Genomic DNA, 17,602 nt, shown 5'->3' with positions numbered 1-17,602 from the left:
ATTAACTGATTTTCACCAATTAATACCAGAACTAATCTTAGATTGTTTATTTATTACGAACAAATGTGTTTCATAAATCAAAATTCTCCGTCTAATTTAGCGTTAGTACTCAAATTTTTCCGACTTATGTTACACTTACATCTCTTTTTTAATTAGTCTTTACGCGTAGCAATCTTCTTTTGTTTTGCAACTTTTTCACGGCTATTTGTCTCAAGAATTCTCTTACGTAAACGAATGCTTTCCGGTGTAATCTCCAACAATTCATCTTCGTTCAAGAATTCAAGTGATTCTTCTAGAGTAAAGTGTGTTGGTTTCTTAATCGAAGCAGTCTGATCCTTATTAGAGGAACGAACATTAGTCATGTTCTTACCCTTCGTAACATTAACAGAAATATCGCGCTCACGTGAACTTGCACCAACAATCATGCCTTCATAGATTTCAGTTCCTGGATCAACAAAAATCGTTCCACGATCCTCAACTCCCATAACAGCATAAGTTGTAACTTTCCCACGATTAATCGACACCAAAGCTCCATTACGACGACCAGGTTCCCAGTTACGAATAACAGGCTTGTACTCTGAGAAAGTATGATTAAAAATACCATAACCACGTGTCATTGAAAGAAATTGTGAGTCATATCCAATCAATCCACGAGTAGGTGCTGAGAACGTCAATCGAGTTTGACCGTTGGCATTTGTTTCCATATTGGACATTTCACCCTTACGTTGTGCTAACGAATCAATAACTGCTCCTGAATATTCATCTGGTGTATCAATAATAACATTTTCATATGGTTCACATGTTTGACCATCAAAGTCGCGATAAATAACTTGTGGACGTGAAACAGCAAGTTCAAATCCTTCACGGCGCAATGTTTCAATTAAAATTGAAAGATGAAGTTCCCCACGACCCGAAACGACCCAAGCATCCGGTGAATCAGTGTCTTCAACACGTAAGGAAACATCTGTATGCAATTGCATCTTAAGACGATCTTCCAACTTACGAGCAGTAACAAATTTTCCTTCATTACCAACAAATGGAGAATCGTTAGTCCTGAATGTCATCTGCAAAGTAGGTGGATCAATCCGCAAAACAGGTAACGCTTCAGGCGTGTCTACTGGACATACTGTTTCACCAACGAAAATATCTTCCATCCCGGAAATTGCAATTAAATCTCCTGCTTGAGCATCTTCAATTTCCAAGCGTTTTAATCCAAAGAAACCGAAAAGCTTGGTAACACGGAAGTTCTTCTTTGAACCATCAAGCTTCAAAACAGTAACCTGATCACCAACTTTAATTTTTCCACGGAACACACGACCAATTCCGATACGACCAACAAATTCATTATAATCAAGCATTGAAACCTGGAATTGTAATGGTTCGTCAGAGTTGTCAACTGGTGCTGGAATTGTTTCAATAATCGAATTGAAAATCGGATCCATAGTATGTTCTTGTGTTGCTATATCAGAATCCAACGAAGATGTTCCATTAACTGCGGAAGCGTAAATAACTGGGAATTCCAATTGATCTTCCTCAGCACCCAATTCAATAAACAAGTCTAAGACTTCATCAACGACCTCTTCAGGGCGAGCACCAGGACGGTCAATCTTGTTGATAACAACAATTGGCGTTAAATGTTGTTCTAATGCCTTTTTCAAAACAAATCGTGTCTGAGGCATTGTTCCTTCAAATGCATCAACAATTAACAATACACCATCAACCATTTTCATAATACGTTCAACTTCGCCACCAAAATCGGCATGTCCTGGTGTATCTAAAATGTTAATTTGTTTGCCTTTAAACTTAACGGCAGTGTTCTTAGAAAGGATTGTGATTCCACGTTCCTTCTCAATTGCATTTGAATCAAGAGCACGATCATCGATCTCAGTATGTTCATCTAAAGTATCCGATTGCTTCAATAACTCATTAACCAAAGTTGTTTTGCCATGATCAACATGGGCAATAATAGCAACGTTACGGATATCATCACGTGTTTTCAAATTTTTTTCTTCCCTTCAAATTTATATCTCTACTTTACTAAATCTCTACTCTCATTTTTAAACTAAAATCAAATGAAAATATTTAAAGTTCTTTTTCATTGTTTAGCATAAAAAAACTGTGACCTCAGTCACAGCTCACGACCAGCTAACTTTTTTTAATAAGTTTCGCTATGTCCTTTTGAGCATTCTTTGTAGCTACGAGTACATCACTAGATATTAGCATATCCAAGGGTGTCCCGTCAATCATTTTCACACTTAATCCAAGAGTCTCTGCTAAAATTTTACCTGCCGCGAAATCCCACGGTCTCAGATAAGACACATAACCCGCACATTTTCCTTCAATTACATGAATGATTTGAATTCCTGCACTTCCATATATCCGTGTTCCGCTACTTGCTAGAGCAACTGCTTGTAAATTGAAAAAGTTATGAATAAGATATGGCGCTCCAATTCCAATTAATCCATCCTTTAAAAAAACATTATCGGGTGCTCTCATTTTGTTATTATTACAGAATACACCAATATCAGGTCCCCCCCAATACAGTTTATCCTCTATAACATCATAAATATACCCTCTAAGTCCTTTGCCGTTCTCATAAACAGCTATCATACTGACAAAATGACTGTGTTGTTTTACAAAGTTCATCGTGCCATCAATCGGATCTACAAACCAAGTCAAACCATCCATATTCAAATCAGCTTGAGTGAAAGATTCTTCACCGATAATATTAGCTTCGGGAGATAACAAGTGAATATTCTTGCTATAAAATTTTTCAACTTCCTTATCTACATTTGTAACTAAGTCATTTCTTCCGCTCTTAGTCCACACATCTAAATCTTCATCAAAGGCTGCGAGTATTTTGGCACGAGCCTCATGCATCCAACCCTTAACTGCTATATCCAGATATTCGAGTTCTTTCCCCACATTAATGCCTCCTACCTCGCAGTAACACCAAGATGTACAAATTGTTTATTACTGCTTTGGACAAATTTAGCAGCTTGATAAATACTCATCCCAGTTCTATCAAAGAATTCACGATCAATTTTTTTCTGATTCATCTTCATAGGAACTGCCTTTTGATACGCATGATACTTTTTTAAAAAAACTTCGCGCTCAATCTTAGCAGTGTACAATTGTTCAACTGCTTGATAAAAATCAGTCACTGCGATAATTTCATTTGTACTCCACTCAGATAGCAAAGGGTAATCAAAATTATTTGGTATTTGCATAGTAATTGTATCCTTCCGTTAAGTTACTTTCTTTCTACATTATACACATACATTAGCCTAAAAATATATATTCACAACTTTTAGCAAAAGTATTTCATAATTAGTTCCAAATAAGTTATAATAAATAGTGATTAGAAAAAACGGAGGCTTTTATTTTGATAACCATGGAAAATATTATTCGTGAAGGTAATCCAACATTGCGTGCTCGTGCAAAAACAGTTACTTTCCCTATGAGTGCAGAAAAAAAAGAACTTGCAGGAAAAATGATGGAGTTTCTTGAAAATAGTCAAGATCCTGAGATTGCTGAAAAATACAAGTTACGTGCCGGCGTTGGTCTGGCTGCTCCTCAAGTGGATGTCTCACTTCGGATGACAGCAGTCCTTGTTCCTGATGAAAATGACGCTCCATTATTCAAACACATATTAGTCAATCCAACTATTTTGAGCGAGTCAGTAAGAATGGCTGCACTTTCAGAAGGAGAGGGATGTCTTTCAGTTGATCGAGAGGTTCCAGGGTATGTTCCAAGACACGACCGGATCACACTGCGCTGGTACGATTTGGATGGAAATAAACATATTGAAAAATTACGCGATTATGTTGCAATCGTGTGTCAACACGAAATTGACCATCTTAATGGGGTACTTTTTTATGATCACATCAATAAAGATCATCCGTTTGAAACAGACTCTTCAACCATCTTAATTGGTTAAACAAAATCATTCTGTGATCTATCGTAAATATAATAATTTATTGAAAAACCACCCTAAATGAAATGCCTTTCCCTGTTTATGTTAATATGGGAAATACAAAATTATTTTAGGATGGTTTTTATAGTTGTTCTTTAGTCTACTCTGTGAATATCACGTAAATAATTAACTGTCTTTTCATTTACAGCATAGGTAATATCAACTCGCAAAAGATTACTTTCCTGCCATAAATCAGAGACAACAAAAACTGGAAAATTATCATATCTACTCAACTTATTTTGTTTTGCATATTCTTGCATGTACACCGAAAGTTCTTCTCGAAATTCATCATCAATTATCCTGTGATTAACATCAACTTCATATTCATAAGCCATCACTCCGCTACCCCAAACATCTGAAAGTCTAGAAGTACTAATTTCTAATTTAATTTCATTTTTTCTGAGGCCAAGCCGCTTAAGACTTGCTGCAAAAGCACTATCGGTTATGTCTTTATTTGCCTGTTGCAATTTAGCATACTTATTTTTTCTAACATTCCGAATAATTAATAAGACGCTAAATAAAATAACAAGGCCTACTAATATCCAAGTTGTCATGTGTAACAATTGTTTCACCCCGACTTTCGCAATAATTATAACACGGGCATTCAAAATATTATTATTAACTAGCTATTAATTTCAAAAGTTAAAGTTTACTTTATATACTTATAGATGAGTCTATGCTAGAATAGATACAATTATTGTGTACACAATCCATGTTCGGAATTACAATTAGAAGTTTTACCCTACTGTGTCTTGCTAAAGGCAGGAACAGCAGAATTTAATATATTTTAAGGAGTTACTATTTTATGATTTACAAAGTATTTTATCAACCAACCACAAAAATCAATCCACGTCGTGAAAATACTCAATCGCTTTACATTGAAGCTGTTTCCGAAGTTAGTGCTAGAAGTACAGTTGAAGAACAGACAGACTATAATATTGAATATCTAGAAGAGTTGAGCCCCAAAGCTCTCGAATATGAACAACAAGATTCTGATTTTAAAATAACGGAGTTTGATAATGAAAAAGCTTAGTGTCAAAAACAACGAGACTGCGGTCTTTGCTGTTGGTGGCTTAGGGGAAATTGGAAAGAATACTTATGGTGTTCAATTCCAAGATGAGATTATTGTTGTCGATGCTGGGATAAAGTTCCCAGAAGATGAGCTATTAGGTATTGATTATGTTATACCTGATTACCAATATCTTGTTGCCAATCAGCAAAAGATTAAGGCTCTTGTTATCACGCATGGTCACGAAGACCATATCGGTGGGATCCCTTATTTGCTAAAACAAATTAACGTACCTATTTACGCTGGGCCGTTAGCACTTGCTCTCATCAAAGGAAAACTCGAAGAACATGGATTGTTGAGAACTACCGAGTTACATGAAATTGATGAAGACACAGTGCTAAAGTTCCGCAAGACAAGTGTTTCATTTTTCAGAACGACTCACTCTATCCCAGACACATTAGGTGTAGCTGTAAAGACTCCTAGTGGGACCGTGGTTGTTACCGGTGATTATAAATTTGATTTGACACCTGTAACAAATCAGCCACCTAATTTGCAGCGAATGGCAAAATTAGGCAGTGATGGGGTTTTATGTTTACTATCCGATAGTACAAATGCAGAAATTCCTAATTTTACAAAATCCGAACGTTGGGTTGGCAAGTCAATTAGGCATATTTTTGAAAAAGTCGAGGGACGAATTATTTTTGCAACCTTCGCCTCTAATATTTCACGTGTCCAACAGGCTGCTGAAGCCGCAGTTGCCAAGGGGCGTAAAATTGCTGTTTTTGGAAGAAGTATGGAAGCTGCAATTGTTAACGGACGAGAATTGGGATATCTTGATATTCCCGATGATGCCTTGGTTGATTCCCGTGAAATCAATAGCTTACCTGCGAATAAAGTCATGATTCTCTGCACTGGCTCTCAGGGAGAACCAATGGCTGCATTGAGTCGAATCGCTAATGGAACACACAGACAAGTTGCGATTCAACCTGGAGATACTGTAATTTTTTCAAGCTCGCCTATTCCTGGAAATACATTAAGTGTTAATCATGTTATCAATGAATTGGAAGAAGCTGGAGCCGAAGTTATTCATGGTAAGGTAAATAATATTCATGCTTCAGGGCACGGTGGACAAGAAGAACAAAAGCTGATGTTACGATTAATGAAACCAAAATACTTTGTTCCTGTTCATGGTGAATATCGAATGTTGAAAATTCATACAGGACTCGCAGAAAAATGTGATGTCCCGCTTGACCACTCTTTCATTATGGAAAATGGTGACGTTTTAGCACTTACAAAAGATTCTGCACGAATGGCTGGTCACTTCAATGCAAGCGATGTTTATGTTGATGGTTCAGGTGTTGGTGATATTGGTAATGTTGTATTGCGTGATCGCAAAGTTCTTTCCGAGGAAGGATTAGTGATTGTTGTTGCGACTATTGACCTTTCAAAGAAAGAAATCTTGGCTGGACCTGATTTATTATCTCGCGGATTCATCTATATGCGTGAATCTGGTGAGTTAATAGAACGTGGACGAAAACGTCTCTTTAATGTTATCCGCAAAAACCTTGGTAAACCAAATTTGAGCGAATCTATGTTAAAAGACGCGATTATTGATGACTTAAGAGGATTTTTATTTGAACAAACCGAGCGCTATCCAATGATTATACCAATGCTTGTAATTGTTTAGTTGCTATTCTTATATCAACTACGGGGCTGGATCAAAATTTAACTTTTGACCAGCCCTTTTACTGGTTCCATAGAATATATTTCACAGATCAGACTTTCCTTTATTAACCATGAACATTTTGCTATTTGCTGAATATTGCACCTGCTTTAACAATCCAGAACTTTATTATTTTTATAAAAAATAGTAAAAACTGCACAGAACGTTCTGCAAGCAGTTATAATGTTGAGGGTAAACAAAACTAGGAGGGAGGATTACTTTGAAAACCTTTTTTTTCTTCGTTGACAATCACTTTCCAGAAAGTGATTCCAACAGTGTTTGGGGCACCTTGGAAGGCGAATTACAAAAACGTACAATCAAGTATAAAACTGAATTGATTAGTGACGGTCAGCAGATTGAGTATGTTTTGAAAAAGAATCTGAATAATGCTGACTTAGAGTCCAAAAATAATCTTGTTGTAGTCACAGTTGGAAGTTCAACTTTTTTTCTAGATGTCCTTACAAAATTACGCAACGCTAGTACACAGCAAATTCCAATAGCGTTTATTTTGATTAATGAAAAAACTAATTTTGCGACCAAAATAGGAGTTTCATCCAATCCTGTGGTTGCTCTAAGACAAATTTTGAACTCTGTTCACCCAATTTCTTATAATCTAGGATTAGTTGAAAATGCGCTAGGCACAGGTAAACAAATTTTTACTGATGAACTTATTGTTGGCTTTAGCGCTTATGTAACTGACCTTATTAAAAACTCAAAATTCTACAATCTGCTTGTCAAATATCATTTGTCACTTATTGCTGAGTTTTGCGCAATAACAGATGCATTCATCAATCAAGAATCTTTCTCTGTCACTACTAGACTTTCACAAAAATACAATTTCTTTAAAAATTCTTTTTCAATTCGTATCAAAAACCAACCCTTCTTAGATAACGAAAATTCCAAAGAGACCAATAACCTTCAGCTCACAATTATTACCAGTCTGAATCCACTTTCTTACTGGCTTATTCTTCTTGCTAGAAAATTTAATTTTTCTTCAAAAATACCATTTATTCATACTTTTGAACAAAAACAAATTCATCTAGTAATAAATTCACTTGAATTTAGCCAGATTGATAATAGACAACTTATTAACAAATTTTATGATGCATATCTCAAATCATTCTCCTATCCTTTTTGGTTTGATGTTGACAGTGTTTCCATTTCTGAAAAGGATAATTTCTAAATAAAAGTCTTCCGAGTATCCAAAAATAAAGGGGCAAGATTGAAAGCTAACTTTTGATCTTGCTCCTCTATTTATTTCGGATAACCATGTGTCTTAAGTCAAAATTCTCCGTCTAACTTCGAATTACTCAAAAAGATGCCGGTGTAATTTCATTCATTCCAATCATTGGGTCAATCTTCCCACTATTTATTAAATCCGTTGTGAGAATCGGGTCAGCTCTATAATCCTCTTTCTTTTCTGAAATACTATTTATTTTTTCAGTATCAGCAGCTGGTGGATTAAAAACGGCTGCTAGACGCTGCACAAGTGTTGTTGCTCGATTAACTGCGACTTGCTTGACACTATTCATATATGCAGCAGGTTCACCTAGCAAAATTAAGAAGTCCCTTGCACGTGTAACTGCAGTATACAAAAGATTACGATTGAGCATTCTGGTATATTGCTGTACCATCGGTAGAATTACCATTTTAAATTCACTGCCTTGTGCCTTATGAATTGATATACAGTAAGCTAACCGAATTTTTATCCAATCTTTGCGTTTAAATTCGACTTCATTATCGTCAAAATCAATTATCAAAGACTCTTGGTGATCCTTACTTTCCTTACTAGTAACAATTCCTACGATTTCACCAAGATCACCATTAAAGATATTATTTTCAGGTGAATTCACAAGATGCAAAACCTTATCACCAATTCTAAAATACTGTTTGTTAATCTCAACTTGCTTCTTTCCCTTAAGATGTGGATTCAAGATTTCTTGCAACATCTCATTTAATTTATCAATTCCAGCGGGCCCACGATACATTGGCGCGAGTACTTGAAAATCACGTATTTTGAATCCTCTTGATCTAGCCTTTTCCACCACTTGTCGAACAACATTTTCAATCTGATAAGAATTACATTCAATAAATGAACGGTCGCTCTTTCCTTGTTTTATGTCAGCAGGTAAGGTTCCATTCTTAATGGCATGTGCCAAAGTAATAACAGATGACTCGTTTTCTTGTCGATAGATTGCTTTCAATTCAATCTTAGGTAAATCAGGGCTTGTTAGCAAATCAGCAAAAACTTGTCCAGGTCCAACCGAGGGTAGCTGATCTTTATCACCAACAAAAATTACTTGCATATTTTTAGGAATAGCATCCATTAAGATATCAAATAAAGCAGTATCCACCATCGACATTTCATCAACAATCAATAAGCTTCCTTCCAATTGATTATGTTCACTATCATTTTCATCACCGCTGCCTAACCCCAACAAGCGATGAATTGTACTAGCAGGTAGCCCTGTTGTCTCATTCATTCTCTTAGATGCTCTTCCAGTCGGTGCCGCCAAGAGAATTGGAAATTGTTCGTTTTTGTATTCATTAATGTCCAAGGAAATATCTTTCAATGCGGCATAAATCGCCACGATACCATTAATGATAGTTGTCTTTCCAGTACCTGGTCCACCTGTCAGTAGGTAAACCTTAGATTGAAGTGCTTCTTTGATGGCGTTAACTTGATCAATCCCATACTCTATTCCAAGTTGTTCTTCAACTTTTGCTAGTAACTGTTTGAACTCACCATCAAAATTACTGCCAATTTTAATTTTTGTTTCCTTAATTTCTTTAATACGTTCAGCAATTCTCCATTCAGACTCGTAATACTTTCTTAAATAGATTCTGTTTTCTTCCCCGACTACTACACCATCATTTGCTAATTCCAAAAGCTGATCTGCAAGTAACTCTGGGGGAAGCTCGACTCTGCGGCTATTGCTTAACAAAATCATTGTTTCATTAAGTAGCTGCTTTGCATTTGTATATGTATTACCCTTTTCTTGACAAATATCATATATTCCTTGAAGAAGTCCTGCTTTAATTCTTTGTGGAGTATCTGCTGCCAAACCCATTTTTTCAGCAATTTGATCAGCTCGTTTGAATCCGATTCCTGGAATTTCCCGTGCTAATCGATACGGGTCCTCATGAATAACTTCAACCGTTTTTTCGCGGTAACGGTTATAAATTGACGATGCCATCTGACTTCCAAAACCAAAACCATTGAGTTCAATGATGATTTGCTGGGTACCATTATTAGTCTTTAAATTCTCAATTAGCGTTTCTTGCTGTTTTTTACTGAGGCCTAGCTTTTTTACCTTCTGTTCATCAGCAATAATCTGTGCAATTGCATCTAATCCCAAGGTTTCAACAATTCTTGTAGCTGATTTCTCACCAATTCCGTTAAAGGTTTCACTTGACAGATATGTGATTAAGCCCGATCTGCTAGAAGGCATTTCATTTTGATAATTGAAAACTTGAAATTGTTGTCCGTATCGTGGATGAGTTACTAATTTACCTACAAAACGATATTCAACTCCCTCATTAATATCGGCAAAGTTGCCGGTTGCGACAATCTCATTTTCATTCCAATTGAAATTAGTCTGCACAATCTTAACTTGTATTACTTTGAAAAAAGTTTCTGGACTCTCAAAGAAAATGGCATTCACACTACCAACAATATACTTCTCAGTCTCACCATTTGTGTCTAGCAAATCCACTTCACTCACCTTACCGTTTCTCCTTTCCTATTTTTTGTGTTTCGCAATTATCGTTTTTTGAATATCTATTATCTGTCCTCTCATTTTGCTAAAAGTTTCATGATCCAGTTTTTGCGCTACCTTAAAATAATTAGCCGCTTGTTCTTCTCCCTCAAGAACTAGTGTAATTATTCCTCTCTGAAAGTTTGCTTCAAAATTATGTGGCTCCTTTGCCAAAATCAAATCAAAATATTTTCTTGCATTTTTAAAATCACCCAAAGCCAAAAAAATATTAGCAATTAATTGTTTGGCTCCCATATCTTTGCTTCTATCGTCCTCATTTATCGTGAGAGCAAATGCTAACGATTTCTTATAGTTACCTAAAGCGTATTCACATTGTGCAGTCATTAGGATTGCTTCACCCTTAAGTTCTTGTCCTTTAATCTTACTAAAATAATTAATTGCTTTTTGGAAGTAATTTGCACTATAAAGAACATTACCTAAGCCATAATTTAACAAATCTAGCTCAGTTTTACCACTAAATAATCCCAATGCTTTCAATAATAATTGCTCTGCCTGCTCATAATCTTTGAATTCTGTTAATAATACACCTAACTTATAATAGGCTTTAGCATCATCTGGATTCTTATCAATCTTATCAATTGCTCGTTGCACTAACTTTTGTGCCCTGACATTTAGCTGCTCTCTATTCATAAATCCACTTCCTCGTAATATATGGGGCTGGGTCAAAAGTTAAATTTTGATTCAGTTCCTCTATTTATTCCGTATAAACGTGTTTCATAAGTCAAAACTCTCCGTCTAACTTATGTCACACTCCCTTCCTCGCACTACACTGTATCACTTTGATCAAGCTTCTTATTCAAATAATCTGTTTTGTTCCATTCTAGACAGTCAAAATTCACTTCATCACTTGTTTCTAGTATTGTTGTACTTGTATTAGATAATCCACCCGCTTTTCGCAGATTTTCAAGCGAATAGCCTAACAAATGTCTAATTTCTGCACATAGCGCAGCACCATGACTGACAATAATCACATTTCCATTTGGATATTTTTCACAGATTTCTTTGATAATTGGTGTCATTCTTGCAAATAATTCTTGAAAACCTTCACCAGAAATTTCTTTTGCATGATATAAATCTGGATGATTTCGAAAAGCATCTAGTTCCTTGGGGAATTTTTTAGCAACATCCGTAAACAGCATGCCTTCCATTTCTCCAAGATTAAATTCACTTAATCGTGTGTCTTCTTCCACCATTATTTTCTGTGGTAAAGCCGCCGCTAATTCGGATGCCGTTACAAATGCCCGCTTAATTGGACTACAATATATTTTTTCAAATTGTTTATTTTTAAGATACTTTGCTAACATTTTTATTTCAGTATGGCTTTCTGGTAGTAGCTCCGAGTCGCCCTTTGCCCCTTGGTACCTACCTTCTAGGTTCCAAATAGTTTTTCCATGCCTGATAAAAAATAATTTAGTCATGCTCAACCTCCTTTGATGTCACATTCAATTATGCCATTCTTTTGTGTTATTATCATTATTTTTTCAATACTTTGTTTCAATTAACTACGAAAAAAGTCAGTATAAAGCCGCTAAAATTTGAAGACTGATAATTATAAACAGCTTGTGTGTATTAAGACAGCGAATTTCGACTGATACACATATTTATCTGGAATCAATAATGGGGCCAAATCAAAAGTTAACTTTTGATCCAGCCCCCGTTATAAAACTATTATTTCATTTTTCAGAGAATCGATTGCCATTTAGCATATTTTCAGCTTACCAATTTTATACGCAAACTTAGACATACTGTAAAACTTTTTCCTTTTGGTATGCGCAATCAATTGTTGCACTCCCGAGACACTCTGCACCATCGTAGAATACGACTTCCTGACCTGGTGTAATCGCACGGACAGGTTCATCAAATTCAACTCGAACTTTTGTATAATCTTCATTTAGGAAAACTGTTACCCCTGTGTCTTTTTGCCGATACCTAAACTTAGCAGTACAATGAAATTCCAAGCCACGCTCCTCGATTGGAGCTATAAAACTGATCTTACTACCGTCAAGACTATCAGCATAGAGATGCTCGTTGTGATAGCCTTGACCAACATACAACGTATTAGTAGATAAATCTTTGCCCACTACAAACCAAGGGTCATTGCTCTGACCATCGCCACCAATTCCTAAACCTTTTCGCTGACCAATTGTATAGTTCATTAACCCGTAATGTTCCCCTTTTATCTCGCCAGCAAATGTTTTCATTTTTCCTGATTTTGCGGGTAAGAATTCGTTTAAGAACTTACTAAAATTACGTTCTCCAATAAAACATACACCTGTTGAATCTTTTTTCTTTGCCGTAGCAAGACCAGCTTCTTCAGCAATTCTTCTAACTTCAGGTTTTTCTAGATTGCCAATTGGAAACATAGCCTTATCCAACTGCTCTTGTGAAAGTTGACTTAAGAAATATGTTTGATCCTTATTTGCATCTGCTCCACGCAACAAATGAACATGCCCTTTCGTATCGCGTCTAACTTGAGCATAATGTCCCATTGCAATATAATCTGCATCAAGTTTCATTGCATAATCTAAAAATGCTTTGAACTTAACTTCCTTGTTACACATTACATCTGGATTAGGTGTCCTCCCATTTTGATATTCATCTAAGAAATATTTGAACACACCATCCCAATATTCTTTTTCAAAGTTCACAGAATAATAAGGAACACCAATCTTATTTGCAACTTTTGCAACATCTTCGTAATCCTCCGTTGCCGTACAAACTCCACTGTCGTTCGTATCATCCCAGTTCTTCATGAAGACGCCGACTACATCATATCCTTGCTTTTTTAATAAATAAGCAACAACTGAAGAGTCAACTCCACCACTCATGCCCACAACGACACGAATTTGGCTGTTATCCTTCATAATATTCTCACCATCATTTCAATATAGATTCTGAATCTCTACGAGTTGAAGGTCGTATTATTTCAGTAAACCTAATTATATCTAGTTCACTAACTTTTGACAAGTCAACCTAATTATTTTTCGATTAAGACAGCACGCTCTTTTAGATTATCAATTACAAAATTAAGTTGTTCTACATGCTTTTCAACATCTGATCCCTTAGAAATATTAATTTCTTTCAGCCCATTTGCACTGGTTACACCTATTTTGAAAGTCTGCAAATCACTACTAATCGTAACTTTTAATTTTATGCTTGCATTATATGGAGATGTTGGATCAAGCGGGCGTTCAAGTATGAATTTTCCCCCTTTACTTTCTAAAAAACCTACATCCCGCAAGGTATATTTCTTAATTTCTGTGCTTAATGCAAATACGCGATTATCACCCAGAATTTTAGCTTCTTTAGTATATGCCATCAACTGTTCCCCCTACTCTTTTTGATAATTTTAGTTAATTGTGCAATTAAGTAATCAATATCCTCCACTGTATTCTCCACTCCAAAACTAAATCTTAGAGATTCTTCGATTCGTGGGCTGTTTGCACCATACATTGCCGTTAAAACATGCGATGGTTCAACACTGCCAGCTGTACAAGCTGATCCTGCAGAAGCTGAAATACCATTTAGATCCAAATTGGTTAGTAATGCATCCCTTTTACATCCCTTAAACCATATATTAATTACATGCTGTAAATTATTTTTTGTAATCTCGCCATTAACTTCAAATTCAATTCCAGCCATTTGCAATCCCTTGACTATTTGCTGTTTGAATTCATAATACTTCTTTTGCCGTATTTTTTTTTCGTCTACATTGACTAATTCAACAGCCTTGGCAAAACCAGCAATTGCTGGAATATTCTCGGTACCCGCACGTCTTTTTAATTCCTGATCGCCACCTTTCAACAATGAAGGAATCTTAACTTTTTCAGAACGATAGAGAAATCCTAAAAATTTTGGCCCGTTAAGTTTATGTGCTGAAGTTGACAACAAATCAATCTTATCTGCTTGAACATCGAGATCAATCAATCCATACGCTTGAACTGCATCTGTATGAAACCATGCAGTAGTCTGCTCAACTAATTCTCCAATTTCATGGATTGGCATACGACTACCAACTTCATTATTTCCAGTCATAACTGATACTAAAATCGTATCTGGTCTAAGCGCATTCTTTAAATCCGTCAGCCTGATCAGCCCACGCTGGTCGACTGGCAAGTAAGTAACTTCGAACCCAAGTGACTCAAGGTATTTCATTGATTTTAAAACTGCTTCATGTTCAATCGCTGTTGTGACCAGGTGCTTTCCTTCAGATTGTCTAGCCAAAGCTGTCTCGATAATTGCAGTATTGTCACTCTCAGTACCGCCACTTGTAAAAACAATTTCATCATCTTTTTTCGCATTAATCGACCGAGCAATCAGGTGTCTACTATCATCCAAAATGGCCCGTGCTTGCCTTCCATGAAAATGAGTACTTGAAGCATTCCCAAAGACATTACTCATGGTTTCAGTCATTGTTTTGATAACTGGTGCAACCATTGGCGTTGTAGCTGCATTATCTAAATAAATATGTCTCACTCTTATCGCTCCTATTTTACTAAAACATTTAGAATCATTTGCGCAGATTTCTTACCAGCCTCAATGATAAATTCGTCAAATGAAGTTTCTGCTTCTTCATTGCCTGTATCCGACATTGCACGAACAATTGCGAAAGGAACTTTAAATTGAGCTGCAACTTGAGCAACTGCTGCGCCTTCCATCTCACAACATAAAACATCAGGATAAATATCCTTAATTGCTTTTATTTTGTCAGAAGATGCAACGAACTGATCACCGGTTACAATCAGCCCCATTTCAACATGCTGTCGATTTTGTTCAGCTGCTTCCTTCAATGTTTCAACGAGGTGTGAATCAGCTTCAAATTTTTGTGGCTGTTGTGGTAACTGACCTGGAAGATAACCAAATACAGTAGCATCAACATCATGATATGCCGCAGCCGTAGATAAAACAACATCGCCAACATGCAATCCTTGTCCGATTCCTCCTGCCGAACCAGAGTTTATAATGACCTCTGCTTTGAATTGTGCAATTAACAAGCCCGTAGTCATTCCAGCTTGAACCTTGCCAATTCCAGATTGAACAAGAACGACTTCGTTTTCATTAATTGTTCCTTCAAAAAAAGTAATTCCGGCTATCTCAGTTCGTTTTGCTGCTTTTAGTTCTAATTTCAGCGCCTTTATTTCTTCATCCATTGCACATAAAATTCCGTATCTCATTTTCAACTACCCTTCCTCACATTTTAAAAGTTTACAAATACCATAAAACAGTAAACGCAAATAATTGCCATAAATAAACCAGCAATTACCCAATTTAATTTTCTAGCCAATTTTCTTTTTTTCTCATCGTTAATTTCATTTTTTTCATCCTGTCTCTGCTGTGAGCGACTTACAGTTTCTTCAGGTATTTCTTGTGCATTTTCTTTCTTCCTTGTTGTTTCTTGTATATCAAGAGATTGTGAATGACGCCCAACTTTGCCGAAAATCTTATCTTTTAATCCCAAATTAACTTCTCCTTAATTCAAGCAACTCCCACTTCCAGACAGCCATAATTGTCTTGCTATCACAAATTAAACCCGCATTAATCTTTTCTTTTGCTTCCGCTAGCGTCAATTCTACAGTATTCAGGAATTCATCTGCATCTTGTGGTAATTTTTTAGACACGGGCTGTAAGTCGTGAGCAAAATACATTAACATTCTTTCATCTGCAAAGCCTGGTGATGTATAAAAATCCGCAAGCAACTCCAAACTCTCAGATTGCAATCTGACTTCTTCATTAAGTTCACGAATCGCTGTCTTTTTAGGATCCGTTTCATTTGCCTCTATCTTACCTGCAGGAATTTCCAAAGTAACACGCTGCATAGGTTCACGCCATTGCTCAACAAATATCATTTTATTTTCTGCGGTTAGACAAATGATAGCCACGGCTCCATGATGTCGCACGATTTCTCTTCTAGCTTGTTCGCCGTTTGGCAACCTAACTTCTTCCTCTTCAACCCGGATAACTTTCCCTCGATATACCTCTTTAGAACTAATTACCTCTTCTTCGTATTTCATATTATAAACTCCCTACAAAATCTTCATATGCTGTTTGCTCAGTTGTTGCTGACCACTTAACAGCAGTAAAATCACCTCTGAGTGCTTGTTCTTGTGATAATTCAACTTCCGCAACAAATGTTGCATTCCCAATTAAGGACATCCAGTATGAACCATCTTCTCTTTGATGAACCTTTGTATTGACCATTCCGCCTGGATTATGCACCGTTATTAAATCTTCCAAGCTTGTGTGTGCTGGATAAAGCAATGAATATATCAATGACGAGGCTGACATTGCAGTCCCGCAAGCATTTGTGAAACCCACGCCTCTTTCAAATGTTCTGACAAAAATATTATTATCTGCAAATACTTCGACAAAGCTAACATTAACACCATCAGGGAAGACAGGATTCTTGCCATTGTTCAAATAAGCTGCAATTCTTTCTAATTCAGGTCCCAGCAATTCTTCATGATTGACAAAAGTAATTAGATGCGGGTTAGGTACGGCTACCGCTGAAAATTTCAAAGTTTTAGATAACTCTGGAACTATTTCATTAAATAATCTTTCTTTACCAATAATATGCATTTTTAAATCACTAGCAGCAAAACTGACTGGTGATATTTCTGCATCAAATGCAGTCACATTTGGTGCAAAGTCCTTTGCTTTTTTTACTTCAAGATCTGCATACATTGTCTCAATCTTAAAATCGGTTAAATTATTTTGTTCACTCAAATATCGTGCAACTGTCCGAATTCCATTTCCACACATACTTGCTTCACTGCCATCAGCGTTAATAACCCTCATTTTACCAACTACAGAATTATCATGTCCACTCGTCACATATAGTATTCCATCGGACCCACCATGCAACCCTGTCTTACGATCACATATCTGTCTAGACAGCCCTCTTAATTCTTCCTCAGATAATTTCTTATCTACCTGTTTTTCATCCAAAATAAAAAAATCATTTCCTGAACCGTGAACTTTAATCATCTTCATCAGAATGACCTCCTACTGATTTAACAATATCTTACAACTATAATAGCAGAAATTAACCACTTTAGTCTTCTATCCCGTAATTATTCAACTATTATTTATTTTTTTCAAAAATTTACTTTCTTATA

18 protein-coding genes are annotated in these 17,602 nt (G+C 36.2%); 4 read left to right on the top strand and 14 right to left on the bottom strand.

From position 1 onward, the window contains the following. Positions 1–152 precede the first annotated feature (152 nt). From typA to ABF682_RS05765, 3 genes are all read right to left on the bottom strand, one after another. Positions 153–2,000 carry a translational GTPase TypA gene (gene typA, locus ABF682_RS05775; protein ID WP_289977316.1) on the bottom strand — a complete coding sequence of 616 codons (1,848 nt, stop codon included), beginning with the start codon at positions 1,998–2,000 and terminating at the stop codon, positions 153–155. Positions 2,001–2,145: 145 nt separating this feature from the next. Beyond that, positions 2,146–2,925, bottom strand: coding sequence for an inositol monophosphatase family protein (locus ABF682_RS05770; RefSeq protein ID WP_415619234.1), 780 nt, complete (start codon positions 2,923–2,925; stop codon positions 2,146–2,148). 11 nt (positions 2,926–2,936) lie between these two features. Beyond that, entirely contained in the window at positions 2,937–3,230 is a 294-nt protein-coding gene (locus tag ABF682_RS05765) for a UPF0223 family protein (protein ID WP_289977320.1), read from the bottom strand. A gap of 155 nt (positions 3,231–3,385) precedes the next feature. Here ABF682_RS05765 and def point away from each other — a divergent pair, with 155 nt between their 5' ends. Continuing rightward, positions 3,386–3,940, top strand: coding sequence for a peptide deformylase (def, locus tag ABF682_RS05760; protein ID WP_289977322.1), 555 nt, complete (start codon positions 3,386–3,388; stop codon positions 3,938–3,940). A 131-nt stretch (positions 3,941–4,071) separates the two neighbouring features. Here the strand turns inward: def and ABF682_RS05755 are convergent, their stop codons facing one another. Continuing rightward, entirely contained in the window at positions 4,072–4,530 is a 459-nt protein-coding gene (locus ABF682_RS05755; RefSeq protein ID WP_289977323.1) for a hypothetical protein, read from the bottom strand. A 251-nt stretch (positions 4,531–4,781) separates the two neighbouring features. Here ABF682_RS05755 and ABF682_RS05750 point away from each other — a divergent pair, with 251 nt between their 5' ends. The 3 genes from ABF682_RS05750 to ABF682_RS05740 all read left to right on the top strand — a co-directional run bounded on the left by ABF682_RS05750 (position 4,782) and on the right by ABF682_RS05740 (position 7,891). Continuing rightward, positions 4,782–5,009, top strand: a complete 228-nt coding sequence (locus ABF682_RS05750; RefSeq protein ID WP_289977324.1) for a DNA-directed RNA polymerase subunit epsilon — start codon at positions 4,782–4,784, stop codon at positions 5,007–5,009. Further along, complete coding sequence (rnjA, locus tag ABF682_RS05745; RefSeq protein WP_289977325.1) at positions 4,996–6,672, top strand: ribonuclease J1; 1,677 nt, start codon at positions 4,996–4,998, stop codon at positions 6,670–6,672. Before ABF682_RS05750 ends, rnjA begins: the two co-directional genes overlap by 14 nt. Before the next feature lie 256 nt (positions 6,673–6,928). After that, complete coding sequence (locus tag ABF682_RS05740) at positions 6,929–7,891, top strand: transcriptional regulator (protein WP_415619233.1); 963 nt, start codon at positions 6,929–6,931, stop codon at positions 7,889–7,891. Between the two features lie 127 nt (positions 7,892–8,018). Here ABF682_RS05740 and ABF682_RS05735 read toward each other — a convergent pair whose 3' ends face one another. The 10 genes from ABF682_RS05735 to dapF all read right to left on the bottom strand — a co-directional run bounded on the left by ABF682_RS05735 (position 8,019) and on the right by dapF (position 17,477). Next, a complete protein-coding gene (locus ABF682_RS05735; RefSeq protein ID WP_415619232.1) occupies positions 8,019–10,433 on the bottom strand; it encodes an ATP-dependent RecD-like DNA helicase in 2,415 nt (804 codons plus the stop codon). 18 nt (positions 10,434–10,451) lie between these two features. Next, on the bottom strand, positions 10,452–11,117 hold the full coding sequence (locus ABF682_RS05730) for a tetratricopeptide repeat protein (RefSeq protein WP_415619231.1): 666 nt from the start codon (positions 11,115–11,117) through the stop codon (positions 10,452–10,454). Positions 11,118–11,251: 134 nt separating this feature from the next. Continuing rightward, complete coding sequence (locus ABF682_RS05725) at positions 11,252–11,905, bottom strand: histidine phosphatase family protein (RefSeq protein ID WP_289977332.1); 654 nt, start codon at positions 11,903–11,905, stop codon at positions 11,252–11,254. Positions 11,906–12,223: 318 nt separating this feature from the next. Beyond that, on the bottom strand, positions 12,224–13,351 hold the full coding sequence (gene mnmA / locus ABF682_RS05720) for a tRNA 2-thiouridine(34) synthase MnmA (protein ID WP_415619230.1): 1,128 nt from the start codon (positions 13,349–13,351) through the stop codon (positions 12,224–12,226). Between the two features lie 113 nt (positions 13,352–13,464). Then, positions 13,465–13,806: a DUF1831 domain-containing protein gene (locus ABF682_RS05715; protein ID WP_415619229.1), complete on the bottom strand. Its 342-nt coding sequence runs from the start codon at positions 13,804–13,806 to the stop codon at positions 13,465–13,467. Beyond that, entirely contained in the window at positions 13,806–14,963 is a 1,158-nt protein-coding gene (locus tag ABF682_RS05710; protein ID WP_415619228.1) for a cysteine desulfurase family protein, read from the bottom strand. The genes ABF682_RS05715 and ABF682_RS05710 overlap by 1 nt, the downstream gene beginning before the upstream one ends. Positions 14,964–14,974: 11 nt before the next feature. After that, positions 14,975–15,661 carry a 5'-methylthioadenosine/adenosylhomocysteine nucleosidase gene (locus tag ABF682_RS05705; protein WP_289977342.1) on the bottom strand — a complete coding sequence of 229 codons (687 nt, stop codon included), beginning with the start codon at positions 15,659–15,661 and terminating at the stop codon, positions 14,975–14,977. A 23-nt stretch (positions 15,662–15,684) separates the two neighbouring features. After that, the gene (locus ABF682_RS05700) at positions 15,685–15,945 is read right to left on the bottom strand and encodes a hypothetical protein (RefSeq protein ID WP_289977343.1); all 261 of its coding nucleotides are present in this window, start codon (positions 15,943–15,945) and stop codon (positions 15,685–15,687) included. 1 nt (position 15,946) lies between these two features. Beyond that, entirely contained in the window at positions 15,947–16,498 is a 552-nt protein-coding gene (locus ABF682_RS05695; protein ID WP_415619227.1) for an NUDIX hydrolase, read from the bottom strand. Position 16,499: 1 nt separating this feature from the next. Continuing rightward, positions 16,500–17,477 carry a diaminopimelate epimerase gene (gene dapF, locus ABF682_RS05690; protein ID WP_415619226.1) on the bottom strand — a complete coding sequence of 326 codons (978 nt, stop codon included), beginning with the start codon at positions 17,475–17,477 and terminating at the stop codon, positions 16,500–16,502. Between the last annotated feature and the right edge of the window lie 125 nt (positions 17,478–17,602).

This window comes from Liquorilactobacillus sp. (genome assembly GCF_047719775.1).
Lineage (GTDB): Bacteria > Bacillota > Bacilli > Lactobacillales > Lactobacillaceae > Liquorilactobacillus.
The sequence above is the reverse complement of the archived record's forward strand: the minus strand, read 5'-3'. Positions and strand labels throughout refer to the sequence as shown.

What these genes read in the sequence shown, in the direction of transcription:
- ABF682_RS05765 (WP_289977320.1), bottom strand. Translation starts at nt 3,230, where the DNA reads ATGCAAATACCAAATAATTTTGATTACCCTTTGCTATCTGAGTGGAGT.
- ABF682_RS05755 (WP_289977323.1), bottom strand. Translation starts at nt 4,530, where the DNA reads ATGACAACTTGGATATTAGTAGGCCTTGTTATTTTATTTAGCGTCTTA.
- ABF682_RS05750 (WP_289977324.1), top strand. Translation starts at nt 4,782, where the DNA reads ATGATTTACAAAGTATTTTATCAACCAACCACAAAAATCAATCCACGT.
- rnjA (WP_289977325.1), top strand. Translation starts at nt 4,996, where the DNA reads ATGAAAAAGCTTAGTGTCAAAAACAACGAGACTGCGGTCTTTGCTGTT.
- ABF682_RS05730 (WP_415619231.1), bottom strand. Translation starts at nt 11,117, where the DNA reads ATGAATAGAGAGCAGCTAAATGTCAGGGCACAAAAGTTAGTGCAACGA.
- ABF682_RS05725 (WP_289977332.1), bottom strand. Translation starts at nt 11,905, where the DNA reads ATGACTAAATTATTTTTTATCAGGCATGGAAAAACTATTTGGAACCTA.
- mnmA (WP_415619230.1), bottom strand. Translation starts at nt 13,351, where the DNA reads ATGAAGGATAACAGCCAAATTCGTGTCGTTGTGGGCATGAGTGGTGGA.
- ABF682_RS05715 (WP_415619229.1), bottom strand. Translation starts at nt 13,806, where the DNA reads ATGGCATATACTAAAGAAGCTAAAATTCTGGGTGATAATCGCGTATTT.
- ABF682_RS05705 (WP_289977342.1), bottom strand. Translation starts at nt 15,661, where the DNA reads ATGAGATACGGAATTTTATGTGCAATGGATGAAGAAATAAAGGCGCTG.
- ABF682_RS05695 (WP_415619227.1), bottom strand. Translation starts at nt 16,498, where the DNA reads ATGAAATACGAAGAAGAGGTAATTAGTTCTAAAGAGGTATATCGAGGG.
- dapF (WP_415619226.1), bottom strand. Translation starts at nt 17,477, where the DNA reads ATGAAGATGATTAAAGTTCACGGTTCAGGAAATGATTTTTTTATTTTG.